This is a genomic window from Pseudomonas sp. 8_5_2 (assembly GCF_059295255.1).
Window position 1 is genome coordinate 4,586,517 of sequence record NZ_CM181238.1, and the last position, 23,776, is coordinate 4,610,292.

25 protein-coding genes, 1 tRNA gene and 1 pseudogene are annotated in these 23,776 nt (G+C 62.0%); 5 read left to right on the plus strand and 22 right to left on the minus strand.

Translation table 11 applies throughout. The features are described 5' to 3' along the window. Window positions 1–94 precede the first annotated feature (94 nt). Complete coding sequence (gene nadA, locus AC5O5R_RS21000; protein WP_172219397.1) at window positions 95–1,153, minus strand: quinolinate synthase NadA; 1,059 nt, start codon at window positions 1,151–1,153, stop codon at window positions 95–97. Between the two features lie 278 nt (window positions 1,154–1,431). Further along, a complete protein-coding gene (locus tag AC5O5R_RS21005; RefSeq protein WP_172219395.1) occupies window positions 1,432–2,940 on the minus strand; it encodes a YdgA family protein in 1,509 nt (502 codons plus the stop codon). Window positions 2,941–3,386: 446 nt separating this feature from the next. Between AC5O5R_RS21005 and AC5O5R_RS21010 the strand changes: the two genes are divergently transcribed. From AC5O5R_RS21010 to AC5O5R_RS21025, 4 genes and pseudogenes are all read left to right on the plus strand, one after another. After that, window positions 3,387–4,739 carry an APC family permease gene (locus AC5O5R_RS21010; RefSeq protein ID WP_172219393.1) on the plus strand — a complete coding sequence of 451 codons (1,353 nt, stop codon included), beginning with the start codon at window positions 3,387–3,389 and terminating at the stop codon, window positions 4,737–4,739. Window positions 4,740–5,024: 285 nt separating this feature from the next. Then, window positions 5,025–6,014: pseudogene (locus AC5O5R_RS21015) on the plus strand (methyl-accepting chemotaxis protein); the annotation flags it as partial. Between the two features lie 102 nt (window positions 6,015–6,116). Beyond that, complete coding sequence (locus AC5O5R_RS21020) at window positions 6,117–6,872, plus strand: methyl-accepting chemotaxis protein (protein ID WP_372242406.1); 756 nt, start codon at window positions 6,117–6,119, stop codon at window positions 6,870–6,872. 127 nt (window positions 6,873–6,999) lie between these two features. Then, window positions 7,000–7,959 (plus strand): cation diffusion facilitator family transporter, encoded by a 960-nt coding sequence (locus AC5O5R_RS21025; protein ID WP_172219389.1) that lies wholly within the window; start codon window positions 7,000–7,002, stop codon window positions 7,957–7,959. A gap of 174 nt (window positions 7,960–8,133) precedes the next feature. On the opposite strand, the gene AC5O5R_RS21030 is transcribed toward AC5O5R_RS21025, so the two are convergent. The 18 genes from AC5O5R_RS21030 to AC5O5R_RS21115 all read right to left on the minus strand — a co-directional run bounded on the left by AC5O5R_RS21030 (window position 8,134) and on the right by AC5O5R_RS21115 (window position 21,763). Next, window positions 8,134–8,209: transfer RNA gene (locus AC5O5R_RS21030), tRNA-Lys, on the minus strand. 60 nt (window positions 8,210–8,269) lie between these two features. Then, complete coding sequence (gene queC, locus AC5O5R_RS21035; RefSeq protein ID WP_494514736.1) at window positions 8,270–8,944, minus strand: 7-cyano-7-deazaguanine synthase QueC; 675 nt, start codon at window positions 8,942–8,944, stop codon at window positions 8,270–8,272. Between the two features lie 15 nt (window positions 8,945–8,959). Next, entirely contained in the window at window positions 8,960–9,607 is a 648-nt protein-coding gene (gene queE / locus AC5O5R_RS21040; RefSeq protein WP_172219377.1) for a 7-carboxy-7-deazaguanine synthase QueE, read from the minus strand. 159 nt (window positions 9,608–9,766) lie between these two features. Further along, window positions 9,767–10,573 (minus strand): tol-pal system protein YbgF, encoded by an 807-nt coding sequence (gene ybgF / locus AC5O5R_RS21045; RefSeq protein WP_172219375.1) that lies wholly within the window; start codon window positions 10,571–10,573, stop codon window positions 9,767–9,769. A gap of 6 nt (window positions 10,574–10,579) precedes the next feature. Continuing rightward, window positions 10,580–11,080 (minus strand): peptidoglycan-associated lipoprotein Pal, encoded by a 501-nt coding sequence (pal, locus tag AC5O5R_RS21050; protein ID WP_012273762.1) that lies wholly within the window; start codon window positions 11,078–11,080, stop codon window positions 10,580–10,582. A gap of 54 nt (window positions 11,081–11,134) precedes the next feature. Beyond that, window positions 11,135–12,406 carry a Tol-Pal system beta propeller repeat protein TolB gene (gene tolB / locus AC5O5R_RS21055; RefSeq protein WP_218583460.1) on the minus strand — a complete coding sequence of 424 codons (1,272 nt, stop codon included), beginning with the start codon at window positions 12,404–12,406 and terminating at the stop codon, window positions 11,135–11,137. A gap of 26 nt (window positions 12,407–12,432) precedes the next feature. Beyond that, the gene (tolA, locus tag AC5O5R_RS21060; RefSeq protein WP_172219371.1) at window positions 12,433–13,551 is read right to left on the minus strand and encodes a cell envelope integrity protein TolA; all 1,119 of its coding nucleotides are present in this window, start codon (window positions 13,549–13,551) and stop codon (window positions 12,433–12,435) included. Next, the gene (gene tolR, locus AC5O5R_RS21065) at window positions 13,551–14,003 is read right to left on the minus strand and encodes a protein TolR (protein ID WP_012273765.1); all 453 of its coding nucleotides are present in this window, start codon (window positions 14,001–14,003) and stop codon (window positions 13,551–13,553) included. The genes tolA and tolR overlap by 1 nt, the downstream gene beginning before the upstream one ends. 14 nt (window positions 14,004–14,017) lie before the next feature. Then, the gene (gene tolQ / locus AC5O5R_RS21070; RefSeq protein WP_008090219.1) at window positions 14,018–14,713 is read right to left on the minus strand and encodes a protein TolQ; all 696 of its coding nucleotides are present in this window, start codon (window positions 14,711–14,713) and stop codon (window positions 14,018–14,020) included. A gap of 2 nt (window positions 14,714–14,715) precedes the next feature. Continuing rightward, window positions 14,716–15,168, minus strand: a complete 453-nt coding sequence (ybgC, locus tag AC5O5R_RS21075; protein WP_172219369.1) for a tol-pal system-associated acyl-CoA thioesterase — start codon at window positions 15,166–15,168, stop codon at window positions 14,716–14,718. A gap of 125 nt (window positions 15,169–15,293) precedes the next feature. Continuing rightward, entirely contained in the window at window positions 15,294–16,340 is a 1,047-nt protein-coding gene (ruvB, locus tag AC5O5R_RS21080) for a Holliday junction branch migration DNA helicase RuvB (RefSeq protein WP_172219367.1), read from the minus strand. Further along, window positions 16,337–16,954 carry a Holliday junction branch migration protein RuvA gene (gene ruvA / locus AC5O5R_RS21085; RefSeq protein ID WP_172219365.1) on the minus strand — a complete coding sequence of 206 codons (618 nt, stop codon included), beginning with the start codon at window positions 16,952–16,954 and terminating at the stop codon, window positions 16,337–16,339. Before ruvA ends, ruvB begins: the two co-directional genes overlap by 4 nt. Before the next feature lie 109 nt (window positions 16,955–17,063). Further along, window positions 17,064–17,588 (minus strand): crossover junction endodeoxyribonuclease RuvC, encoded by a 525-nt coding sequence (gene ruvC / locus AC5O5R_RS21090; RefSeq protein ID WP_172219363.1) that lies wholly within the window; start codon window positions 17,586–17,588, stop codon window positions 17,064–17,066. A 189-nt stretch (window positions 17,589–17,777) separates the two neighbouring features. After that, window positions 17,778–18,524, minus strand: coding sequence for a YebC/PmpR family DNA-binding transcriptional regulator (locus AC5O5R_RS21095; RefSeq protein WP_172230847.1), 747 nt, complete (start codon window positions 18,522–18,524; stop codon window positions 17,778–17,780). 114 nt (window positions 18,525–18,638) lie between these two features. Beyond that, complete coding sequence (gene aspS / locus AC5O5R_RS21100) at window positions 18,639–20,414, minus strand: aspartate--tRNA ligase (protein WP_172230850.1); 1,776 nt, start codon at window positions 20,412–20,414, stop codon at window positions 18,639–18,641. Window positions 20,415–20,507: 93 nt separating this feature from the next. Further along, a complete protein-coding gene (locus AC5O5R_RS21105; protein WP_016498320.1) occupies window positions 20,508–20,729 on the minus strand; it encodes an FmdB family zinc ribbon protein in 222 nt (73 codons plus the stop codon). A 92-nt stretch (window positions 20,730–20,821) separates the two neighbouring features. Next, a complete protein-coding gene (locus AC5O5R_RS21110; RefSeq protein ID WP_172230853.1) occupies window positions 20,822–21,151 on the minus strand; it encodes a ribbon-helix-helix domain-containing protein in 330 nt (109 codons plus the stop codon). Between the two features lie 138 nt (window positions 21,152–21,289). Beyond that, the gene (locus AC5O5R_RS21115) at window positions 21,290–21,763 is read right to left on the minus strand and encodes a Dps family protein (protein ID WP_003254783.1); all 474 of its coding nucleotides are present in this window, start codon (window positions 21,761–21,763) and stop codon (window positions 21,290–21,292) included. A gap of 279 nt (window positions 21,764–22,042) precedes the next feature. Between AC5O5R_RS21115 and AC5O5R_RS21120 the strand changes: the two genes are divergently transcribed. Beyond that, window positions 22,043–22,636, plus strand: coding sequence for a cold-shock protein (locus AC5O5R_RS21120; RefSeq protein WP_172230856.1), 594 nt, complete (start codon window positions 22,043–22,045; stop codon window positions 22,634–22,636). A gap of 54 nt (window positions 22,637–22,690) precedes the next feature. Here the strand turns inward: AC5O5R_RS21120 and AC5O5R_RS21125 are convergent, their stop codons facing one another. Both AC5O5R_RS21125 and AC5O5R_RS21130 read right to left on the minus strand, forming a co-directional pair. Continuing rightward, complete coding sequence (locus AC5O5R_RS21125) at window positions 22,691–22,897, minus strand: SlyX family protein (protein ID WP_172230859.1); 207 nt, start codon at window positions 22,895–22,897, stop codon at window positions 22,691–22,693. Between the two features lies 1 nt (window position 22,898). Next, window positions 22,899–23,318, minus strand: coding sequence for an HIT family protein (locus tag AC5O5R_RS21130; RefSeq protein WP_172285495.1), 420 nt, complete (start codon window positions 23,316–23,318; stop codon window positions 22,899–22,901). Window positions 23,319–23,776: the final 458 nt, after the last annotated feature.

Sequence of the window (23,776 nt, forward strand, 5' to 3'; positions counted from 1 at the left end):
CTTTCGCGACACAAGGCCGCTCCTGCACGGGATCGCATTCGCCTGTAGGAGCGGCCTTGTGTCGCGAAAGGGCCGCAAAGCGGCCCCAGCAATCTCAGGCGTTACCGGACAGTTTCAGCCGCGCCGCCTGGGTAAAGTCCAGCATCCGGTTCAGCGGCTTGATGGCCTTGGGCACCAGCGCCGGGTCGACGAAGATTTCATCGCCACCATTGCGCAAGCAATGCAGCACCCGCTCCAGGGTGTTCATCGCCATCCACGGGCAGTGCGCGCAGCTGCGACATGCCGCGCCGTTACCGGCGGTGGGCGCTTCGACGAACTCCTTGTCCGGGCACAGCTGCTGCATCTTGTAAAAGATGCCACGGTCGGTTGCGACGATGAAGGTCTTGTTCGGCAGGGTTTGCGCCGCCTTGATCAGCTGGCTGGTAGAGCCCACCGCGTCGGCCAGGTCGATCACCGACTCTGGCGACTCCGGGTGCACCAGAATGGCCGCGTCCGGGTACAGCGCCTTCATGTCGGCCAGTTGGCGCGACTTGAACTCTTCGTGAACGATGCAGGCACCGTCCCACAGCAGCATGTCGGCGCCGGTCTGCTTCTGGATATAGCGGCCCAGGTGCTGGTCCGGCCCCCAGATGATGGTCTCGCCGTTGTCCATCAGGCTTTCGACGATTTCCAGCGCGCAGCTTGAAGTCACTACCCAGTCAGCACGGGCTTTGACCGCAGCGGACGTGTTGGCGTAGACCACCACGGTACGTTCCGGGTGCTGGTCGCAGAAGGCCGAAAACTCTTCCACCGGGCAGCCGAGGTCGAGCGAGCAGGTGGCCTCCAGGGTCGGCATCAGCACGCGTTTTTCCGGGGTGAGGATCTTGGCTGTCTCGCCCATGAAGCGCACACCGGCAACAATCACCGTGTCGGCAGCGTGGTTCTTTCCGAAGCGGGCCATTTCCAGCGAGTCGGACACGCAGCCGCCGGTTTCTTCGGCAAGCGCCTGGATGACCGGGTCGCAGTAGTAATGGGCAACCAGCACGGCGTTCTGGGCCTTGAGCTCGGCAGCGATGGCCGCACGGTATTCGGCCTCCTGCTCGGCTGTCAGCGGGTTGGGCTGCTTGGCGTCGAGGTGGGCCTGAACCAACAGGCGTTCTGAAATCTGGGTCATGATCGCTGGACCTGCAGGCGCGCGTGCGCGTCAAATCGAGTGTATCACCCGGCCCTGGCAGATCGGCTAAGGGTGCCGGACGGCATACAAGCCGCCACGGCCCTCTGCGGGCACGGATTATTATCGGAGGCCGAAGGCTACAGATAATCCAGCGATTACTAAAGGGGTTTTTGTGTTGCCTGTGCGGGCCTCTTCGCGGGCACGCCCGCTCCCACAGGAGTTGTGCAGACCCTGTGGGAGCGGGCGTGCCCGCGAAGGGGCCGGGACAGGAGAATCGATCAACCCTGCGGCGACAGCGCCGCCAGGTGCGCGGCCATGAGCATGGCAAACTCTTCCACGGTCATCTTGCGGCCATTGAAATCGACCATGCCATCGGCATAGTGCAGGCTGCTGACCACATCGTTGCCCTGCACGGTGGCCATGCCGCTCTGCAGCGCCATCATGCCGACCATCTCCCCAGCCTGGCTGGATTGCGCAGCGATCGCCTGGGCATCGGTCTGGCCATCCAGCAGCGCCTGCAAGGTCGCCAGGTCGCCCATCATCGGCTTGGACAGCGACAGCTTGCCTTTCACCTCGGTGATCAACTGCTTGCTCAACTGGTCGGGCGGCAAGTCGAAGCTGGTCGGGGCAGCGAAGTTCATCGACAGGTCGAAGCGGCTTTCGCCATTGGCGGTCCTGAACGACAGGTTCTCTACGGCCACCTTGGGCTTGGCAGCCAGCAACGTATGCAAGTCACCCTGGAACCTGGCCTTCTCGGCCTCGTCCATCCGGATTTGCGGCACCGACTGGCCGGCGGCAGCGGCGGCCTCGAATTCCGGCAGGTGCGCCTGGTACCACTTCGACAACGCTTGCAGCGCCGGGGCGTTGACCGAGGCGATGCTCACCGCCATCTGGGCCTTGCCCACCGCACGGCCATCCCAGGTGATATCGCCCACCTTGTATTCGACATGTCCACCTACGGTATCCGGGCCGTCCAGGGCCTGCAGGGCGTTCTGCTCAAAGCCCTTGATCAGCAGCACCTGCTGCCTGGGCCCCAAGGTGACCTTGGCTTCAGCCAGCAGCAGATCGACGTTGCCCACGTAGATGGCGTCGTGCTGCGTGGCGGCCAGGTTACCCCCGACCTTCAGGCCGTTGAGCTCGAAGGTGGCAGGCGGCTGGTCATCGCGCACCAGCTTCATCACGAAGCGGTCCGCATGGCCATGAAACTTCGAGGCTTTGCCCTCCCGGTCACCACTGACTTCCATCTGCATGCCCGAGAAGTCGATACTGTTGCCATCCGCTTCGTCGAGCTTGACCGGTGCCAACTGGACCTGGCTTACCACATCGCCACCGTAGCCCAGGCTGGTCTGGGCACTGACCGGCGCCTTGTCACCCGCAGCGGCGAACCACGGCGCGGTCGTGTCGTCCTTCTCCAGCGTGCTGTTGCTGACCGCCAGTACCGGCATCAGCTTCAGCGACTTGACCCGCGACCAGGGGAACGGGCCGTGCTCGATCTGGTCAGTAACGCCCACGTCGAAGTTGACAACCTCGCCTTCACCCACGTTGATGTCGCGGGCCTTGAGCCGGTAGCGGGCAGTACTGCTGAAGAAATGCTGCTCCAGCGACACCCGCTCGATGCTCATGCTGCCGCCGGTACTTACCAGCGCCTTCTTGAGTTCGGCGTTGCTGCGAGCCACGGCGTTGTCCAGCTCTGCCGGCAGCTGCTTGCCGGTATACCAGGCGCCAGCGGTGGTTGCGACGGCAATGGCAACAGCCAGGCCGGAGAGGATGCGAACTGATTTCTTCATGAATAGAACCGATTGCTGTCCGTAGGGGCTTCGAGGGCGGCCAAGGCCACGCAGAGAGCGAAGAGTATCACCCCCGCCGGGGCCGGGCGCGGGCCCGGGGCGAAAAACCGACAATTCGGATGCGTCTGACAGATGAGTAAAAGCTCAGCTGACTTCGTTAATTTTTACGAACACACCAATTGATCAAAACCGCAAAAAAACGCGCAAAAACCGAACAAATACCGGTTTAAAACGATAAATATTTCAATTCAGTAACATCTTGTCATGTTTAACTTGACACCAACCTACCCATCGTTTTTTATTTTCACCACTTAGCGCGCTCCCCCCCGCGCCTCCCGCCGCTCCAACATAAAAGGTGAACAACATGGAGCCCACCCGCTCGCCCTTGCCGCATGCGCAATCCCCCGTGCCCGCCGTTCACGCCCCGCAGCAGGAGCCATGCCAGCATGCAGCCTGACCACAGCGCTTCCGGCAACGGCCAATTGCGTAAAACGCTGCGCCTCTGGCACGTCATCATCATCGGTCTGGCCTACCTGACCCCGATGACCGTGTTCGACACCTTCGGCATCGTCAGCGGGATTACCGCCGGCCACGTGCCCAGCGCCTACATCCTGGCGCTGGCCGGGATCCTGTTCACTGCGGTGAGCTACGGCACGCTGGTAAAACGCTTCCCGCAATCGGGCTCGGCGTACACCTACACCCAACGCGCAATCAACCCCCACGTGGGCTTCCTGGTCGGCTGGTCGTCGCTGCTGGACTACCTGCTGCTGCCAATGGTCAATGCGCTGCTGGCCAAGCTGTACCTCTCGGCGATGTTCCCGGAAGTGCCGGAGTGGATATGGGTCGTGGGTTTCGTCACCCTGATCAGCCTGATCAACATGCGCAGCGTAAACCTGGTAGCCCACTTCAACCTGCTGTTCGTCGGCGTACAGGTAGCGATCATCGCCGTATTCATCTACCTGTGCGTGCGCGGCCTGGGCCACGGTGAAGGGCTGGGCACCACCTGGAGCCTGCTGCCATTTGCAGACAATCAGACCCACCTGAGCGCCCTGGCTGCCGGAGCGACCATCCTGTGCTTCTCGTTCCTGGGCTTCGACGCGGTCACCTGCCTGTCCGAAGAAACCCGCGACCCGGCCAAGACCATCCCGCGGGCGATCTTCCTCACCGCCCTGATCGGCGGCGTGGTGTTCATCACCGTGTCGTACTTCATCCAGGCCTACTTCCCGACCATGGCACGCTTCCACGACCAGGAAGCAGCACTGCCGGAAATTGCCTTGTACGTTGGCGGCAAGCTGTTCCAGTCGATTTTCATTGCCTGCACCGTGATCAACACCATTGCCTCGGGCCTGGCCTCGCAAACCAGCGTGTCGCGCCTGCTGTACGTGATGGGCCGTGACAACGTGATCCCGGCCAGCCTGTTCGCCCGCCTGCACTCGCGCTACAAGACGCCGGTGCTCAACATTGCCGTGGTGGGCCTGATTTCGCTGTCGGCGATCTTCTTCGATCTGGTCACCGCCACGTCGATCATCAACTTCGGCGCGCTGGTGGCATTCAGCTTCGTCAACCTGTCGGTGATCAACCACTGCTACCTGCGCGAAGGCAAGCGCCGCGGCCTGGCCAACCAGTTGAAGTACCTGGTACTGCCCACCATCGGCTTCTGCATCATTGTGTCGCTATGGCTGGACCTGAACGCGAACTCGCTGATGTTTGGCGGCATCTGGGCACTGGTCGGGCTGGCTTACCTGGCCTGGCTGACCAAGGCCTTCCGCGCGGCGCCACCCAACTACGTCGCCGAATGACCCACGCCGCCAACAACGCCCGCGCCTGATCGCGGGCGTTGCCGTTGATCGAAAAGGAAAGCCCTCATGTCGCTGCGCCGCCTCTCCATCCAGTGGAAGATCACCCTGCTCGCCGGCCTGTGCCTGCTGGCCATTGTCGCCCTGCTGGTGGCCACGTCCCTGACCCAGGCGCGACGCAGCGCTGCTCTGGTCAACCAGGCCAACACCGCCATGCTCGACAGCAGCGCGCGCCAGCGCCTGCAGGCTCATGCCGAAACCCAGGCGCTGCGTATCCAGCGCTACTTCATGGACGCCTACCAGTACGGCAATGGCTTTGCCCGCCTGGTGCAGGTACTCAAGGCGCGTGGCGGCAGCGATCTGCGCGCCGAGCTGACGCGCCAGGCCCGCGCCAGCCTGGCCGGCAACCCGGATGTAATCGGCCTGTACCTGGTGTTCCAGCCCGATGCGCTGGACCAGCAGGACCGTCAGCACCTCGGCCAGGAGGCCCTGGGCAGCAATGAAAGCGGGCGCTTTTCGCTGTACTGGTCACAGCCCAAGCCCGGCACCCTGGAGCTTGAAGCCATGCCGGAAGCGATGCTCGGCGACGCCAGCATTGGTACCAATGGCGCGGCGAGAAACCGCTGGCTGACTTGCCCGCAAGATACCGCCAGAACCTGCATGCTCGAACCCTACCTCGACGAGGTCAACGGCCGCCAGGTACTGATGACCAGCATCGCCCTGCCCCTGCTGGAGCACGGCAAGGTGGTCGGCGTGGTCGGCCTGGACATCGGCCTGGCCAACCTGCAGCAGCTGAGCCTTGATGGCCGCCGCGAGCTGTTCGACGGCCAGGGGCAGGTGAGTATTGCCAGCGCAGCCGGTCTGCTGGCTGGCAACAGCCGTGACGACAGCACGCTCGGCAAGCGCATGGACCCGGCAGTAGCCGACGGGATGCTGCGTGTAGCGCACCCGTTCACGCCGATCCCTGACGCCACCCCGTGGCAGGTGTTGCTCGAGCTGCCCGAAAGCGTGCTGCAGGCACCGGCTGTGGCCCTTAACCAGCGCCTGGATGCGCACAACCACAGTGCCAACCTCACCGGCCTGCTGACCGGCCTGGGCGCTGCCGTGGTCGGTTTGCTGCTGGTATGGCTGACGGCACGTGGCGTTACCCGGCCGATCCTGGCCGTGGCCGCGCGCCTGGAGGACATCGCCAGCGGCGAAGGCGACCTCACCCGCCGCCTGGACTACGCCCGCCAGGACGAACTGGGCCAGCTCACGGGCTGGTTCAACCGCTTTCTCGACAAACTGCAGCCGGTCATCGCGCAGGTCAAAGGCTCGCTGCAGGAAGCCCGCAACACCGCTGACCAGTCGGCCGCCATCGCCAGCCAGACCAGCAATGGCATGCAGCAGCAGCATCGTGAAATCGAGCAGGTAGCCACGGCGGCCAACGAAATGAGCGCCACCGCCCTGGACGTCGCCCACAACGCCTCGCAGGCAGCCCAGGCTGCACGCGCCGCCGACCAGGCCAGCCAGGAAGGCCTGCAACTGATCGACAGCACTCGCCAGGGCATCGACCGCCTGGCCGCCGGCATGAACACCGCCATGGACGAAGCGCGTGCGCTGGAAGGCCGCAGCGGGCAGATCGGCACAGTACTGGAGGTGATCCGCACCATCGCCGAGCAAACCAACCTGCTGGCGCTGAATGCCGCCATCGAAGCGGCCCGCGCAGGCGAAGCCGGGCGTGGCTTTGCCGTGGTCGCCGATGAGGTGCGTGGACTGGCCCAGCGCACCCAGGTCTCGGTGGAAGAGATCCGCCAGGTCATCGAAGGCTTGCAGCAAGGTACCCAGGATGTGGTGGGGGCCATGCATGAAGGCCAGCGCCAGGCCCAGGACAGTGTCGCGCGCATGGAGCAGGCGTTGCCGGCGCTGCAACGCATTGGCGAGGCGGTGGCGGTGATCAGCGACATGAACCTGCAGATTGCCTCGGCAGCTGAAGAGCAGAGCGCGGTGGCCGAAGAGGTGAACCGCAACGTGGCCGGCATTCGCGATGTTACCGAAGCGCTGGCTGGCCAGGCCGACGAATCGGCACAAATCAGCCAGGACCTGAACCGCCTGGCCAACCAGCAGCAGGCGCTGATGGAGCAATTCCGCGTCTAGTCTGTGGGGGCCTCTTCGCGGGTAAACCCGCTCCCACAGGGTCTTGCACGGACCTGTAGGAGCGGGTTTACCCGCGAAGGGGCCCTGACCGGCAATACCGCACCATGGATTCAACCGAGCACAATTTATGCAAACCCAAAACAGATCCACCTTCTTCGACATCACCAGCGAACAGGGCCTGCTACGCACCTCGATCGCCGTCACGCTGTTCATCGCCACCATCGGCATCGGCTTCGGCATCGCCTCCGGCTCTTTCTCGATTGTGTTCGACGGTGTCTACTCACTGGTCGACGCGAGCATGAGCGGGTTGTCACTGGTGGTCGTCAAACTGATCACCTCGCACACCACCAGCGTGCAGATGTCGCGCAAGCTGCGCGAGCGCTTCACCATGGGCTTCTGGCACCTGGAGCCGATGGTGCTGGCACTCAACGGCATACTGCTCAGTGGGGTGGCCATCTACGCGCTGATCAACGCCGTCGGCAGCCTGTTGCAAGGCGGCCGTCATCTTGAATTCGGCATTGCCATGGTCTACGCGGTGCTGACCGTGATCGCCTGCGTGACCATCGCCGTTGTCGAGGCCCGCGCCAACCGCAAGCTGCAGTCGGACTTCGTGCGCATGGACGTCAAGGGCTGGGTGATGTCGGCCAGCATCACCGCAGCGCTGTTGATCGCCTTCTGCTTTGGCTACGCGGTGCAGGGGACGTCGCTGGAATGGGTGTCACCGTACATCGACCCGGCAGTGCTGGCGCTGGTGTGCCTGGTGATCGTGCCGTTGCCGATGTCTGTGGTGCGCCAAGCGCTGTCGGAAATATTCCTGGTCACCCCAGGCGACTTGAGACTGCACGTGGATGAGGTCGCCAAGGACTTCGTGGCCCGCCACGGACTGCAGTCCTACCGTGCCTACGTGGCCAAGGTCGGGCGGTCGCGGGAAATCGAGCTGTATTTCATCGTGCCAAAGGCCATGGGCGCGAAAACCATCGATGAGTGGGATGCCTGGCGGAACGAGATTGGTGATGCGGTGGGCGGTGAAGGGCCGGACCGTTGGCTGACAGTGGTGTTTACTGGCGACCCGGAGTGGGCTGAATAAGCGGGGGCGCTTTGCGCCCCATTCGCCGGCAAGCCAGCTCCCACAGGTACAGCGTGGGGCTTGGCCTGGATGCATCCTGTGGGAGCTGGCTTGCCGGCGATGAGGGCATTACAGAAAAAGGAAAACGAAAAAGCCCGCGACCATTTCTGGTAGCGGGCTTTGACGTACTGCGTATGGTGGGTCGTGTAGGATTCGAACCTACGACCAATTGGTTAAAAGCCAACTGCTCTACCAACTGAGCTAACGACCCATTTGATGGCGCGTATAATACTGATTTCTAACGAAAAATCAATACTCCATCAGAATTTTTTCAAAAATAGCGCGTCGGGTCCTCTACCCCGGCGGCCTTGAAGCCGTCAGCGCGCAGGCGGCAGCTGTCGCACTTGCCACAGGCGCGGCCATCATCATCGGCCTGGTAGCAGGAGACAGTGAGGCTGTAGTCCACGCCACGCGCCATGCCGGCCTGCACAATCTGCGCCTTGCTCAGGTTCTGCAGCGGCGCCTGGATACGGAAGCCCTGCCCCTCTACACCCGCCTTGGTTGCCAGGTTGGCCATGCGCTCGAACGCTTCGACAAACTCGGGCCGGCAATCCGGGTAACCGGAGTAATCCACGGCATTTACCCCGATAAAGATGTCGCGCGCTTCCAGCACTTCCGCCCAACCCAGGGCCAGCGACAGGAACACGGTGTTGCGCGCCGGCACGTAGGTAACCGGTATGCCTTCGCCCGGGGCTTCCGGCACGTCGATGCTGCTGTCGGTCAACGCCGAGCCACCAATGCCGTCCAGGTTCAGGCCAATGACCTTGTGCTCGACCACACCCTGGTCGCGAGCAACGCGGGCAGCAGCATTCAGCTCGGCGCGGTGGCGCTGGCCGTAGTCGAAACTCATGGTGTAGCAGCTGTAGCCTTCGGCCTTGGCCATGGCGACCACCGTGGCCGAATCCAGGCCACCGGACAACAGGATTACTGCGCGCTTCTCAGTCATGTTCTTGCTCCTCAATCAACGTCCGGGTTCGTCGTTCCACAGCAGCTTGTGCAACTGCAGCTGGAAGCGTACGGGCAGGTTGTCGGCAACGATCCAGTCTGCCAGGTGACTGGCGTTGACCTGGTGGTGGCTAGGCGAGAACAGCACTTCGCCGGCACGCTCGGCCAGGTTGTACTGGATCAGCTTGGATACCGCCCAGTCGTAGTCCTCACGGGAACAGATGACGAACTTGACCTGATCGTTACGGGTCAGGTGTTCGATGTTCTGGTAAAGGTTACGGTGCGACTCTTCGGAGCCCGGGGTTTTCAGGTCGACTACGCGGCTGACGCGGGTATCGGTACCGGATATATCCAGGGCACCGCTGGTTTCCAGCGACACCTCATAGCCGGCGTCACACAGGCGCTGCAGCAACGGCAAGGCGTTGGGCTGTGCCAAGGGCTCGCCACCGGTGACGCATACGTAGCGCGGCTTGAAGCCGGCCACCTGCTCAAGGATCGAATCGAGGGTACGAATGGTGCCGCCGCTGAACGCGTAGGCACTGTCGCAGTACTGGCAGCGCAGGGGGCAACCGGTGAGGCGCACGAATACCGTGGGCAGCCCGGCCGTTCGCGTTTCACCCTGCAACGAGTAAAAGACTTCGGTGATGCGTAATGTGTCTTGCATGATCGCCTCGGGCGTGACAGCTAAACAGGCTGCCCGCCTCCTCAGGCACTGCCGCGGACTCGACAAAGCGTTATCCGCAACAGCGTGTTTACGAAAAAAGGGCACTGATTCTAACGAAAAAACCCGCGACAAGCGCGGGTTTCTTACCAACAGTACAACTTAGAGCTTTTGCAGGTCGCGTTGCGCCAGTTGCGCGGCAGAGGTGCCGGGGTACTGGGTGATGACCTGCTGCAGGATGCCCTTGACCTTGTCGGTGTGGCCCATGCGGCGCTCGACGTCGGCCAGCTTGTACAGCGAATCTGGCACCTTGCTGTGCTTCGGGTACTTCTGGCTGACCTGGGCAAACGCCTGGCTGGCCCCTGGCAGATCACCCTTGGCCAGGTTCACCTCACCCAACCAGTACTGGGCATTGCCGGCGTACTGGCTGTTGGGGTACTTGCGCAGGAAGGCGTTGAACGCCTGGCTGGCCTTGTCGAAGTCCTTCTGCTTGATCAGGTCGAAAGCAGCATCGTAGTAGAGCTTTTCCTTCGCCGGATCACCGGGCTCGCTACTGGCGGCCGGTTGTTGCGCAGCAGCACCGGCTGCTGCACCCGGGGCGGCATTGGAAGCACCACCACCGGAGGAATTGTCAGGGGTCGCGGCAGGTGCGGCGCCACTGTTGATGCGACGGTCCAGGTCCTGGTATCGCTCCAGGTTTTCCTGCTTCATGCGCGACACATCGTTTTGCAGCTCTTCGATGATGCCTTGCTGGCGGGAAAGCTGGTCCTGCATCTGTTGCAGCTGCATGAACAGCTGGCCCTGTGCAGAGGCAGGGGCCGAAGCCCCTGCCCCGGCATAGGCGCCGCTCGTGCCATAACCCGCAGGCGGATAACTGCCAGCGTTGTCATCTACTACAGGGATCTCAGCCCAGGCCGCAAGCGGCAGGCTGAGTGCGAGGACGGTTACTACACGGCGGCACATACGCATAAGAACTTACTTACGCAGTTCTACGCGGCGGTTCTGAGCCCAGGATTGCTCGTCGTTGCCAGTGGCAACAGGACGCTCTTCACCGTAGGAGACCAGTTCCAGCTGAGCAGGGGAAACGCCCTGCAGAACCAGGTAGCGCTGAACGGCCTTGGCACGACGCTCACCCAGAGCCATGTTGTACTCGCGGGTGCCGCGCTCGTCGGTGTTGCCTTCCAGAACAACACGGTTGCCGTTGGACTTCAGGTCCTTGGCGTGAACGTCCAGAGCGCGCATGGCTTCTGGCTTCAGGTCCGAGCTGTCGTATTCGAAGTAGAAGGTGGTGATTGCGCGCAGGGCGGCTTCTTCGCTCAGGGAACCGTCAACGGCGCCGGTGTTCGCACCGTAGCCAGCGTTCGGATCGACAGCAGCGCCTTCACCAGCGTTGTCGCCGCCCTTCGAGGAGCAACCTACAGCTACAGCCATGGCCAGAGCCAGCGCAGCGAATTTACCAAACTTCAGCATTTCCATCGTGAAACTCCTAATGAAACCCCAGTGTGTTAAGCAAAACGTATTACGCCGCAATCAGTTCAGGTAAGGGGACCAGGACGGTTCTCTGACTTCGCCTTGAGCGGTAGGAAGTGGGAGCCTCACGCGGCCATTAAGCGACACGAGCATCAAGACTCCCCGGCCCTGCTGGCGGGTGGCGTAGATTAGCATGGTGCCGTTTGGCGCAACAGTGGGAGACTCGTCAAGACTTGTTTCCGAGAGAATCTTTACACTTCCACGTTGCAAGTCTTGTGCCGCGACTTTGAAGTTGGTGAAACCCTGTTGGCGATGGATCATCACCAAGGTCTTCTCATCTGCGGAAAGTTTCGGGTTGGCGTTGTAGTTACCAACGAAGGTGACACGTTCTGCACCGCCACCGCTAACCGACTGCTTGTAGATTTGCGGCTTGCCGCCACGGTCGGAGGTGAAGTACAGGGTGTTGCCATCCTTGCCCCAGAACGGCTCGGTATTGATACCCGGGCCTGCAGTAACACGGCTGATCTGGCGCGACGCCACGTTCATCACGTAGATGTCCGGGTTGCCGTCCTTGGACAGCACGAACGCCAGGCGCGAACCGTCTGGCGACCAGGCTGGCGCGCCGTTCAGGCCTTCGAAGTTGGTCACCTGCTCGCGGCGGCCGGTATCGATGTTCTGCACGAAGATGCGCGGGCGCTTCTGCTCGAACGAAACATAGGCGATACGCTTGCCATCCGGCGCAAAGCGCGGCGACAGGATCGGCTCACGCGACTGCAGCAGGGTCACCGCACGCGCACCGTCGTAGTCCGAACGCTGCAGGGTGTAGCGGGTGTTGTTGGTGGAAAAACGCTCGGCCGTCACGTACAGCATACGGGTGGAGAACGCACCCTTGATGCCGGTGAGCTTCTCGAACGACTGATCGGCAATGTAGTGCGCCATGTCGCGCAACTGGTCGGTGCTGCCGGCCACGCTGCCGGTCAGCACTTGCTGCTCGGTGGCGACGTTGAACAGCGCGTACTGCACCTGCAGGCGACCGCCCGACGGCACGATGCTGCCGACCATCACGTACTGGGCACCCAGCGCTTTCCAGTCACGGAAGATGACTTCGCTGGCCTGCGACGGCTGGCTGATCATGTTCTGCTTCGGGATCGGCGAGTAATAGCCGGAATTGCGCAGGTCGTTGCTGATGATGTCAGCCATGTCCTCGGGCAGCACGCTGCCGCCCTGCAGGCCGAACGGCACTACCGCAATGGGTGTGGCCCGGTCGCTGCCGCTGGTGACCAGGATGTTCTTTTCCTCTGCCACCGCCATGCCTGCCACGCAGCAGAGCATGACCAGCAGTCCTCTCAGACGTTTAATCACAACGCTAGATCCTCAGGTGTAAATGTCATCTTGAACGAGCGATAACGGTTGAAATCGCTCGGCTTCATACCCTGCATCTCGGTCAGACGACCAATGTTCTTCACCGCAGCCACCGCCGAACTGTCATACGGGCCGTCCCCACTGGAACGGGACACGCTGACACTGGTGATGGTGCCGTCCGGCAACATGCTGACCTGCAGGGTCACCGTCATGCCCTTGCGCGCGGAAGGCGGACGCGCCCAACCCTCGGCCGCGCGCATACGGATCAAGTCGTCGAAGTCGCCGGCCACCTGGTCACCCTGCTCGTCGGCCAGGGCCTGCTGGCGCTCGGTAGTGTCGGACAACAGCTCGGCCAGGGCCTGGGCTTTCTTGTCTTCTGCCGCCTTGCGAGCCGCTTCCTGTGCCTTCTTCTTCTGGGCATCTGCAGCGGCCTTCTTCTTGGCCTCTTCAGCTGCCTTCTTCTTCGCATCCTCGGCCGCCGCTTTTTTCTTGGCGTCCTCGGCTGCTTTTTTCTTGGCCTCTTCGGCTGCCTTTTTCTTGGCATCCTCGGCAGCTTGCTTCTTCGCCTCTTCAGCGGCCGATTTCTTGGCCTCTTCTTCGGCTTGCTTCTTGGCTTCGTCCTCGGCCTTCTTCTTGGCGATGTCGGCCTGCTGTTTCTCGGCGGCTTTCTTCGCTTCGTCGGCCTTCTTGGCTTCGGCGGTTTTCTTGGCCTCTGCAGCTTTGGCGGCGTCGGCGGCCTTGGCGGCGTCCTCGGCTTTTTTCGCTTCGGCGGCTTCTCGAGCCTCTTCGGCCTTTTGAGCTGCGTCGGCCTTCTTTTGTTCCGCGGCCTTCACGGCCTCCTGCTCAACCTTTTTCTGTTCCAGCTGCTCGACTTCGGTCTGGCGCGAAGCGGTTTTCTTCGCTTCCCCGGCAATCTTCTGATTGGTCTGGGTAGTCGCCTGGCTCTTGGACTTGAGCTGGTACAGGGTAGCTTGAACAATCGGCTTGGACGGCGGCAGTTCAGGGGTCATGGCAAAACTGACGAACAGCATGGCGAACACCAGCACATGCAGGCCGATGGCCCAGACACTGGGCCAGAAGTAGCTTTCCGAGGCGGATGGCTCTCGCTGTTGCATCAGGGCGCCTCGGTAATCAGGCCAACGTTACCGACACCGGCCTTCTGCAACCCGCCCATGGCGCCCATCACGGCGCCGTAGTCGACAGCCTTGTCGCCACGAATGAAGACCTGGGTCTGCTTGCCCTGGTCACGGCCGGCAGCAATGATCTTGGTCACTGCGTTGGTCATGTCGGGCAAGGTCATGGCCTTGTCCATCTGCTTGTCGGTGTCGACTTCGCTGCCGAGGTTCCAGTAGTAGGTCTTGTCGGCCTTGATCGAGATGGTGAGGATCTGGACGTTGTTGTCCTGCGGCAAGGCTTCACTGGAAACCTTGGGCAGGTCGACCTTCACGCCCTGGTTGAGCATGGGCGCAGTCACCATGAAGATGACCAGCAGCACCAGCATCACGTCGATGTAGGGCACCACGTTCATCTCGGCGACGGGCTTGCGTTTGTGGCGAACTCGGGCCATGGGCTTCTACCTGATTACTCTTCGCTGGTGTGCACTTTACGGTGCAGGATCGCCTGGAACTCGTCGGCGAAGGTGTAGTAACGACCGATCAGCACTTCGCTGCGCGCGGCAAACCGGTTGTAGGCGATGACGGCCGGGATTGCCGCGAACAGGCCGATGGCGGTGGCAATCAGCGCTTCGGCGATACCCGGGGCAACAGTGGCCAGGGTGGCCTGCTGGGCGCTGGCCAGGCCGCGGAAGGAGTTCATGATGCCCCACACGGTACCGAACAGGCCGATGTACGGGCTGGTGGAACCGACAGTGGCCAGGAACGGCAGGCTCTGCTCGAGTTTTTCTTCCTCGCGCGAGATGGCTACGCGCATGGCACGGCCAACGCCTTCCATGACCGCGTCAGGGTCGACGCCCGGCTGTTGACGCAGGCGCGAAAACTCCTTGAAACCGGCACGGAAGACCTGCTCCACGCCGGAATCCGGGTCTGGGTTGCTGCCTGCCTGGCGGTACAGCTTGGACAGGTCGATACCCGACCAGAAGCGCTCCTCGAAGGCATCCAGCGCACGACGACCGGCGCGCAGCATGGTGCTGCGCTGGAAGATCATGATCCATGAAGTGACCGAGGCGGCCACAAGGATCAGCATTACCAGCTGTACCACCACGCTGGCATTGCTGACCAGACTCCACATGGAGGTATGGTCGACGACGTTAGCTTCCACGCTTATTCTCCTGCATTCGATTGATTACCCGAGCCGTCCGCCGCAAAGGCGTGGCGCAGCTGGGGGGGTATGGCTCGGGGTTTGAAAGTGTCGGCGCGCACCGCGGCCACCAGGAACTGCCCTTCGCAGAGCAGCGTTTCATCCTTTTCCCGCCAGACCTGCTGCACGAAACGCAGGCTGGCGCGATTGAGTTCAAGTACTTGCGCCGTCACCCGCAATTCGTCGTCCAGCCGCGCCGGCGCGTGGTAGCGCGCCTCGCTGGAGTGGACCACGAACAACAGGTTGTCGTCGGCCAGTTGCGACTGGGAAAACCCCAGCTGCCGCAGGCGTTCGGTGCGCGCGCGCTCCATGAATTTCAGGTAGTTGACGTAATACACCACGCCACCGGCATCGGTATCTTCGTAATAGACGCGACAACGGTGTGCGAACGGTTCCAGGCCATTTTGCGCGCGCATACTCTAGTGCTTACTCCTCGGCTTGCCAATCCGCTGTGGCAACTGTTTTTTCTTCATTAATGTCTTATTGCCAGCGCACCCTCGGCATGCCAGCGGTAGGACCACGAAAAGTCGGTTTTGATCTGTCATTCATCGCCTGGCTGGGAAAAATCACCACCCTCCCCCAGGCGCCCGGGAATATTCAGGCCAAAGTGCAGGTAGGCGTGCCGGGTGACCACTCGGCCCCGGGGCGTGCGCATGATATAGCCTTGCTGGATGAGGTAGGGCTCGAGCACGTCCTCGATGGTGTGGCGCTCTTCGCTGATGGCCGCAGCCAGGTTGTCCACGCCTACCGGGCCGCCGTCGAACTTCTCGATCATGGTCAGCAGCAGGCGCCGGTCGGAATGGTCGAAGCCGCGCTCGTCGACGTCCAGCAGGTTGAGCGCCATGTCGGCCACCGCCTTGGTGATCTCGCCCTTGCCACGCACCTCGGCGTAGTCACGCACACGGCGCAGCAGGCGGTTGGCGATACGCGGGGTGCCACGGGCACGTCGGGCGATTTCATAGGCGCCAAGGTCTTCGATGACCAGGCCAAGAATGCTGGCCGAACGGCTGACGATGGTGGCCAGGTCCTTGTCGCTGTAGAACTCCAGGCGCTGGACGATCCCGAAACGGTCGCGCAGCGGGTTGGTCAGCATGCCGGCCCGGGTGGTGGCCCCGACCAAAGTGAATGGTGGCAGGTCGAGCTTGATCGACCGGGCCGCCGGCCCTTCGCCGATCATGATGTCGAGCTGGAAGTCTTCCATGGCCGGGTACAACACCTCTTCGACGACCGGCGACAACCGGTGGATTTCGTCGATGAACAGCACATCGTGCGGTTCGAGGTTGGTCAGCATGGCCGCCAGGTCGCCCGGGCGCTCGAGGATCGGCCCGGAGGTGCTTTTGACCGACACGCCCATTTCGTGGGCGATGATGTTGGCCAGGGTGGTCTTGCCCAGACCGGGCGGGCCGAAGATCAGCGTGTGATCGAGCGACTCGCTGCGACCGCGGGCGGCCTGGATGAACAGCGCCATCTGCTCGCGCACCACTGGCTGGCCGATGTATTCGTCCAGCCGCAGCGGGCGTATCGCACGGTCCTGGACTTCTTCACGGTCGCGGCCACTGGCGGCGATCAGGCGGTCGGCTTCGATCACTTGGTAATCATCCCTTTCAGGCTGCGGCGGATCAGCTCTTCACTGCCCAGGCCGGCCTTGTCCTTGATCGCGGCGATTGCCTTGCTGGCTTCCTGGGGCTTGTAGCCCAGCGAGACCAGGGCACTGACGGCATCCGCCTCGGCGCTGGACTCGCTGGCGACCGGCAACGGCCCGTCGGACACCAGGGTGAACATGGCCGGGGAGGTTTCCCAGGCCTTGAAGCGATCCTTGAGCTCGACCAGCAGGCGTTCGGCGGTTTTCTTGCCGACGCCGGGTACGCGCACCAGCACCGAGGTGTCCTGGGCCTGCACGCAGCGCACCAGCTCGTCCACTTCCAGCCCGGACATCAGCGCCAGGGCCAGCTTCGGCCCCACGCCGTTGAGGCGGATGAGCTCGCGGAACAGCTCACGCTCGCGCTTCTCGGCAAAGCCGTAAAGCAGGTGGGCATCCTCGCGCACCACTTGGTGGGTATGCACGGTTACCGGCTCGCCAACCTTGGGCAAGCGGTACAGGGTGGTCATCGGCACTTCCAGCTCATAGCCGACGCCGTTTACGTCGATAATCAGGTGCGGTGGCTGTTTTTCCGCCAGGGTGCCGCGCAAACGTCCAATCACGTTCCAGTCCTTCCTCACGGGGAGCCGGTCAAAGACCGCTCAACCCTATCAGCAAAAGCAGCGGGCAAACGCATCACCCGGATAAATTGTGTATCTGCGCATGAAGCGTTTACAGACGCAAGCGCCCGCCACGCCGGCGCGCCGTGGCCAGCCCGTGCGGCACCAGGCTGGAGCGCGTATGGGCATGGCACAATGCGATGGCCAGGGCGTCGGAGGCGTCGATCTGAGGCTTTTGCGTCAGCTTCAGCAGGTGCATGACCATCATCATTACCTGATCCTTGTTGGCCCCGCCGGTGCCGGCCACGGCCTGCTTGACCTGGGTGGCGCTGTATTCGGCGATTTCCAGGCCCGCCTCGGCGGCGGCAACAATGGCTGCGCCACGGGCCTGGCCAAGCTTGAGCGCCGAGTCGGCATTGCGAGCCATGAACACCCGCTCGATGCCCATGGTCACCGGGCCGTGCTGGGCAATGACTTCACTGACGCCACGAAAAACGATCTGCAGCCGCTCGTGCAGCTCGCCGCTGCCGGTGCGGATACAGCCCGACGCCACGTACTCGCAACCACGGGCAGTCTGGCGTACCACGCCATAACCGGTGATGCGTGAGCCGGGGTCGATACCAAGAATCAGAGTCATAGCGCCTGTCGTACTAAACACATGTTTTAACATTATTGGGGCCGCTGCGCGGCCCATCACCGGCAAGCCGGCTCCCACAGGTACAGTGCAGGGGTTAAGAAATGCACTGTACCTGTGGGAGCTGGCTTGCCGGCGATGGGCTGCACAGCAGCCCCAAAATAGCGATCTACCCCGAAAACTCAGGACACCTTAGCCGAGGTTTTCCATGATCTCATCGGAAATCTGGGCATTGGAGTAGACGTTCTGCACGTCGTCCAGGTCTTCGAGCATGTCGATCAGCTTGAGCACCTTTTCTGCGCCATCCTGGTCGAGTTCGGCGCTAGTGGTCGGCTGCATGACGATTTCTGCGTCAGCGGCCTTGAAACCCGCTTCTTCCAGGGCATTGCGCACGGCGTAGAAGCTGTTGAACGAGGTGAATACGTCGAACGAGCCATCTTCGTTGGCCACCACGTCGTCGGCATCGGCCTCCATCGCCGCTTCCATCAACGCGTCCTCGTCCACCCCCGGAGCAAAGCTGATCTGCCCCTTGCGCTCGAACAGGTAAGCCACCGAGCCATCGGTACCGAGGTTGCCGCCACATTTGGTGAAGGCATGACGCACGGCGGCGGCGGTACGGTTGCGGTTGTCGGTCATGGCCTCGACCATGATCGCCACGCCACCCGGGCCGTAACCCTCGTAGCTGAGCTCTTCGACGTTGTCGCTTTCGTTGGTGCCGGCACCACGGGCCACGGCGCGATCAATGATATCGCGACTCATGTTGGCGCCCAGAGCCTTGTCCAGCGCCAGACGCAGGCGCGGGTTGGATGCAGGGTCGGCACCGCCCTGCTTGGCAGCAACCGTCAGCTCGCGGATCCACTTGGTGAAGACCTTGCCTCTCTTGGCATCCTGGCGCTCTTTGCGGTGCTTGATGTTCGCCCACTTGGAATGACCAGCCATAACGACTCCGAATCCTTTGAATCACAAACAGCCCCGCCCCTGTACGGGGCGGGACGGACAAAAACCTGCGCCGAAACGCAAAGGCGCATCCATGTGGATGCGCCCGGGGACAGCTTACTCGACCTTGGTCTGTTCGCGCAGTCGGATGTGCAGCTCGCGCAGCGCCTTGGCATCGACCAGGCCAGGGGCCTGGGTCATGACGCACGCGGCGCTCTGGGTTTTCGGGAAGGCAATCACTTCACGGATCGACTGGGCGCCGGTCATCAGCATGACCAGGCGGTCCAGGCCGAAGGCCAGGCCACCGTGGGGCGGTGCACCGAACTTCAGGGCGTCGAGCAGGAAGCCGAACTTCTCTTCCTGTTCCTCTGCCTCGATGCCCAGCAGGCGGAACACCGCCTGTTGCATTTCTTTACGGTGGATACGGATCGAACCGCCACCCAGCTCGGTACCGTTCAGCACCATGTCGTAGGCACGCGACAGCGCCGTGGCCGGGTTGGCCTCGAGCTCTTCCGGCGAGCACTTCGGTGCGGTGAACGGGTGGTGCAGTGCAGTGAAGCTGCCGTCTTCGTTCTCTTCGAACATCGGGAAGTCGACGACCCACATCGGTGCCCACTCGCAGGTCAGCAGCTCGAAGTCGTGGCCCAGGCGGATACGCAGCGCGCCGAGGGCTTCGCTGACCACCTTGAACTTGTCGGCACCGAAGAACACGATGTCGCCGTCAACGGCGCCAACGCGGTCAAGGATGGTGTTGAGGTTGGCCTCGGGGATGTTCTTGACGATCGGCGACTGCAAGCCCTCGACGCCCTTGGCGCGCTCGTTGACCTTGATGTAGGCCAGGCCACGCGCACCGTAGATGCCGACAAACTTGGTGTACTCGTCGATCTTGCTGCGCGGCATGCTGGCACCGCCTGGCAGGCGCAGGGCGGTAACGCGGCATTTAGGATCGTTGGCAGGGCCGGCGAACACCTTGAAGTCGACGTCTTTCAACTGGTCGGCAACGTCGACCAGCTCCAGCGGGTTACGCAGGTCCGGCTTGTCGGAACCGTAGCGGCGCATGGCTTCTTCGAAGGTCATGTGCGGGAATTCGCCGAATTCCAGGTCCAGCACTTCCTTGAACAGCTTGCGGATCATGCTTTCGGTCAGGCCCATGATCTCGCTTTCATCGAGGAAGCTGGTCTCGATGTCGATCTGGGTGAATTCCGGCTGGCGGTCGGCACGCAAGTCTTCGTCACGGAAGCACTTGGCGATCTGGTAGTAACGGTCGAAACCGGCAACCATCAGCAGCTGCTTGAACAGCTGGGGCGACTGCGGCAGGGCGAAGAAGCTACCGGCGTGGGTACGGCTTGGTACCAGGTAGTCACGCGCGCCTTCCGGCGTGGCACGGGTCAGGATCGGCGTCTCGACGTCAAGGAAGCCGTTTTCGTCGAGGAAGCGACGGATGCTGCTGGTGATGCGCGAACGCAGGCGCAGCTTGTCGGCCATTTCCGGGCGACGCAGGTCGATGAAGCGGTAACGCAGGCGGGTTTCTTCGCCGACGTCGGAATATTCGTTCAGCGGGAACGGCGGGGTTTCAGCTTCGTTCAGCACGTTCAGCTGGTAGCCGAGGATCTCGATGCCACCGGAGGCCATGTTGGCGTTCACCGCACCTTCAGGGCGCTTGCGCACCTTGCCGGTGATCTGCACGACGTATTCGCTGCGCACGCGGTCGGCAGCAGCGAAGGTTTCGGCGCGATCCGGGTCGAACACGACCTGGGCCATGCCTTCGCGGTCACGGATGTCGAGGAAGATCACCCCGCCGTGGTCGCGGCGACGATGGACCCAGCCGCAAAGGGTGACTTCCTGGCCGTCCAGGCTCTCGTTCAGTTGGCCGCAATAATGGCTGCGCATCATGATGGTGGTTTCGCTTCTCGTGATTCGTGTATTCGGTGGAGGCCTTGGCCGCCCGGAGGGCTAATACTGCAAGACCCGGTCACAGCATTCAACTCAGTCGGCCTTGTCGCCGCCTGCAAGATTCTTTTTCGCCCCGGTCTTGAAGTCGGTTTCATACCAACCATTACCGCTCAGGCGGAAGCCCGGCACCGACAGCAGCTTCTTCAGGGCCGGCGCCTGGCAGGCCGGGCAATCGGTCAGCGGCGCGGCGCTGATTTTCTGCAGCGCTTCCATACGGTGCTCGCAGGACGCACATTGATAGTCATAAAGGGGCATGGGTGTCTCTCGTCAACCACAACGCTGGCTGCCGGGGCAGCAAAAAGCGGGATTATATATGGTTAACCGGCACTGCGCAGCCCGCCCGGCGATCAGCGCAAATTTGGTGGATCCTGCAGCCAGGCAACGCAGATTACCCGGATCAGCCCGCTGAAGTTGCGCACCCCACCCTGGCGCAGGTGCACTTCACGGTCCACGTAGGACAACACCGCACTGACCGAGCAGCGATTGGCGGCGGCGATGCGCTCGAGAATACCCCAGTAGACAGCCTCCAGGCGCAGACAGGTGGAAAACCCGTTGAGCCGCACCGAACGTGACACCGGCTGGGTTTGCAACATGTCGAAATCCGCCTTGAACGGATCAATGCACTGTTTTCCTGGCCAACGCCCCTGGTTAGCCACACGTTTGCTCGCTTGCATCATGCGCCACACTTCCTCGTCACAGGTACCAGGCGGCCTATGAAGCGCTGAAGGGCGAGCTCAAAACAGCGGCAAAATCTTCCTGCGGACTATGCAATGCCCGGTCGGGAATGCGCGACCGGGCCCCTGGCCCTGGGGCAATTACTTGCCGTCGAGCAACACACGCAGCATCCATGCGGTCTTTTCGTGAACCTGCATGCGCTGGGTCAGCAGGTCGGCAGTAGGCTCGTCACTGACCTTGTCCACCACCGGGAAGATACTGCGCGCGGTGCGCACCACGGCTTCCTGGCCCTGGACCAGCTGGCGGATCATCTCGTCGGCCGGGGGTACGCCTTCCTCCTCCTTGATGGACGAGTGGCGCGCATAGAATGCATACGACCCTGGCGCCGGGAAGCCCAGAGCCCGGATGCGCTCGGCGATCGAGTCGACCGCCAGTGCCAGTTCGTTGTACTGCTCTTCGAACATCAGGTGCAGGGTGCGGAACGACGGGCCGGTAACGTTCCAGTGAAAGTTATGGGTTTTCAGATACAGCACGTAGGTATCCGACAACAGGCGCGACAGCCCATCGACGATGGACTTGCGATCTTCTTCGCTGATACCGATATCGATTGCCATGAAGTTCCCCTTTCCATAAGGCTTGAGACTCAAGCGGGCGCCGTCCACTGTAGCAATACTTGGCCGACCCCGCCCATGACATGGCGCAACACATCGGCTGGCATGGCCTGCGGTTTGAGTAGCCTGAGGCTTTGCTGTTAAATAGGCACGGTGCCACCCGTGCGGACTGTCATTGCCGGGTGCATAGGCTGGCCTGCCACGTGTTCGCGCTTTACACCTCATGCGCACCGTGCTGCCAGCTCTTCCTGTGATCGGCCTTATCAACTGTGAGCCAACCCCATGTTCAAGATCGTCCATCTGGTGACGGGCGTGGCAGCCTTGCTGCTATCGCTCATACCCAGCCTGAAAACCGATGCGACACCCTTCCTGCAGCAACCGGACGCGGTCTACCTGACCCTGCTCGGCCTGCTCAACCTGATCCTGGCCCCGGTGGTGCCACTGTACTACCGCGGTGCGCGGCAACAACTGCAGCACCTGGCCTGCGCCCTGCTGGTGGTAGCGGTGGTGCTGCAGACGCTGACGCTGCTGGCGCGCCCGGAAATGGGCAACCTTGCAGCACTGGTCTGCGCGACGCTGGCCGTGGCCCTGCACCTGGCCGTGGGCTTTGCCCGCAGCCCGCGCAAGGCGCGGCACAGCCAGCACGCGGCGCAAGAGGCCGGCAACCGGGATACCGGTACCGTCAAGTGGTTCAACACGTCGAAAGGCTTCGGCTTCATCTCCCGCGACTCGGGCGATGACATCTTCGTGCACTTTCGTGCCATTCGCGGCGAAGGCCATCGCATCCTGGTCGAAGGCCAGCGCGTGGAGTTTTCGGTGATGCACCGCGACAAGGGCCTGCAGGCCGAGGATGTGGTGGCGGTAACACGCCGCTGACCCCGCCTCAGCGCCGGTAGCGCATCAGCGATACCGGCGCATCGGCTTGAGCAATCAGTAATGAGGCGGTGGCGCCTCGTCCCCTTCGCTGCCGTACTGGCTGACCATTTCTGCATGGCGCTTGATCAGCTCGGCCACTTGCAACTGCAGCCGATCAATCACACGCCCCTGCTCGACCACCACATCGTTCAGCGCCTGGATGGTGTCATCCTGGAACGCCTGACGGGTTTCCAGCTCGACCATACGCATTTCCAGCGACATCTCAGGCCTCCTCGAAACCGGCAAGCTTCAGCCCCCGCAAGCGCTGACGAACGGCTTGCAACTGCTCATCGGTGTAGGCCACTGGTGGGCACTTGCCCCATACCGGTGCTGGCCAGGCGGCGTCGTCACGCTGGCGAACAATCACATGCATGTGCAACTGACTGACAACATTGCCCAGCGTGGCCACGTTCATCTTGTCGGCTGCGTAACTGGCCTTCAACGCTTCGGCCAGCAGGGTGGTTTCCTGCCACAACTGCTGTTGTTGCGCCGCATCGAGCTCGAACAGTTCACTGATGTCGGCACGTTTGGGCACCAGGATGAACCATGGGTAGTTGGCATCCTTGCTCAGCAGCAGCTGGCACAAGGCAAACTCTCCCAGCACCAGCGAATCCTGCTGCAAACGCGAATCGAGGACGAACACGGCATATCTCCTTAAGCAAAGCCAACCCGCTTCAAGCGGAAAACAGGCTGGCAAGGATACCCTGCACGTTCGCGGTAACACAGCGCTACTTTTCGCACCAAAATGAGGCCCCCCCGGCCACCCTTCACCACACTTGCCACCCCACAAACCACTCTGGATTAACTAGTTGCGGTAACACATTGACTTTCATGACAGCTTTTTAAATTTTAATGATTCTCGACTCCGGCACACCCTCAGACAGCCATCGCCCCGTGTTTACGGGACTTTCCGACCCCCGGTATTGGGTTTTGTGAAAATTTCATGAAGTGTTGCGAATTTTGAGCACACTTGTTGCATTCCCTTCACGCCAAGTCGGCACGGCATCTGCAAGGGCAGGTGTACGCGACAAATAACAACAGCGGCATTGGTCACCAGGGAGTTTCCTCATACAGATCCTGTAGTTACAGGTTTGTTACGGT

Excerpts from the sequence above, each read along its gene's own strand:
- nadA (WP_172219397.1), bottom strand. The coding sequence starts at position 1,153 with ATGACCCAGATTTCAGAACGCCTGTTGGTTCAGGCCCACCTCGACGCC.
- AC5O5R_RS21005 (WP_172219395.1), bottom strand. The coding sequence starts at position 2,940 with ATGAAGAAATCAGTTCGCATCCTCTCCGGCCTGGCTGTTGCCATTGCC.
- AC5O5R_RS21010 (WP_172219393.1), top strand. The coding sequence starts at position 3,387 with ATGCAGCCTGACCACAGCGCTTCCGGCAACGGCCAATTGCGTAAAACG.
- AC5O5R_RS21020 (WP_372242406.1), top strand. The coding sequence starts at position 6,117 with ATGCAGCAGCAGCATCGTGAAATCGAGCAGGTAGCCACGGCGGCCAAC.
- AC5O5R_RS21025 (WP_172219389.1), top strand. The coding sequence starts at position 7,000 with ATGCAAACCCAAAACAGATCCACCTTCTTCGACATCACCAGCGAACAG.
- queC (WP_494514736.1), bottom strand. The coding sequence starts at position 8,944 with ATGACTGAGAAGCGCGCAGTAATCCTGTTGTCCGGTGGCCTGGATTCG.
- queE (WP_172219377.1), bottom strand. The coding sequence starts at position 9,607 with ATGCAAGACACATTACGCATCACCGAAGTCTTTTACTCGTTGCAGGGT.
- ybgF (WP_172219375.1), bottom strand. The coding sequence starts at position 10,573 with ATGCGTATGTGCCGCCGTGTAGTAACCGTCCTCGCACTCAGCCTGCCG.
- pal (WP_012273762.1), bottom strand. The coding sequence starts at position 11,080 with ATGGAAATGCTGAAGTTTGGTAAATTCGCTGCGCTGGCTCTGGCCATG.
- tolB (WP_218583460.1), bottom strand. The coding sequence starts at position 12,406 with ATGCTCTGCTGCGTGGCAGGCATGGCGGTGGCAGAGGAAAAGAACATC.
- tolA (WP_172219371.1), bottom strand. The coding sequence starts at position 13,551 with ATGCAACAGCGAGAGCCATCCGCCTCGGAAAGCTACTTCTGGCCCAGT.
- tolR (WP_012273765.1), bottom strand. The coding sequence starts at position 14,003 with ATGGCCCGAGTTCGCCACAAACGCAAGCCCGTCGCCGAGATGAACGTG.
- ybgC (WP_172219369.1), bottom strand. The coding sequence starts at position 15,168 with ATGCGCGCGCAAAATGGCCTGGAACCGTTCGCACACCGTTGTCGCGTC.
- ruvC (WP_172219363.1), bottom strand. The coding sequence starts at position 17,588 with ATGACTCTGATTCTTGGTATCGACCCCGGCTCACGCATCACCGGTTAT.
- AC5O5R_RS21095 (WP_172230847.1), bottom strand. The coding sequence starts at position 18,524 with ATGGCTGGTCATTCCAAGTGGGCGAACATCAAGCACCGCAAAGAGCGC.
- aspS (WP_172230850.1), bottom strand. The coding sequence starts at position 20,414 with ATGATGCGCAGCCATTATTGCGGCCAACTGAACGAGAGCCTGGACGGC.
- AC5O5R_RS21105 (WP_016498320.1), bottom strand. The coding sequence starts at position 20,729 with ATGCCCCTTTATGACTATCAATGTGCGTCCTGCGAGCACCGTATGGAA.
- AC5O5R_RS21110 (WP_172230853.1), bottom strand. The coding sequence starts at position 21,151 with ATGATGCAAGCGAGCAAACGTGTGGCTAACCAGGGGCGTTGGCCAGGA.
- AC5O5R_RS21115 (WP_003254783.1), bottom strand. The coding sequence starts at position 21,763 with ATGGCAATCGATATCGGTATCAGCGAAGAAGATCGCAAGTCCATCGTC.
- AC5O5R_RS21120 (WP_172230856.1), top strand. The coding sequence starts at position 22,043 with ATGTTCAAGATCGTCCATCTGGTGACGGGCGTGGCAGCCTTGCTGCTA.
- AC5O5R_RS21125 (WP_172230859.1), bottom strand. The coding sequence starts at position 22,897 with ATGTCGCTGGAAATGCGTATGGTCGAGCTGGAAACCCGTCAGGCGTTC.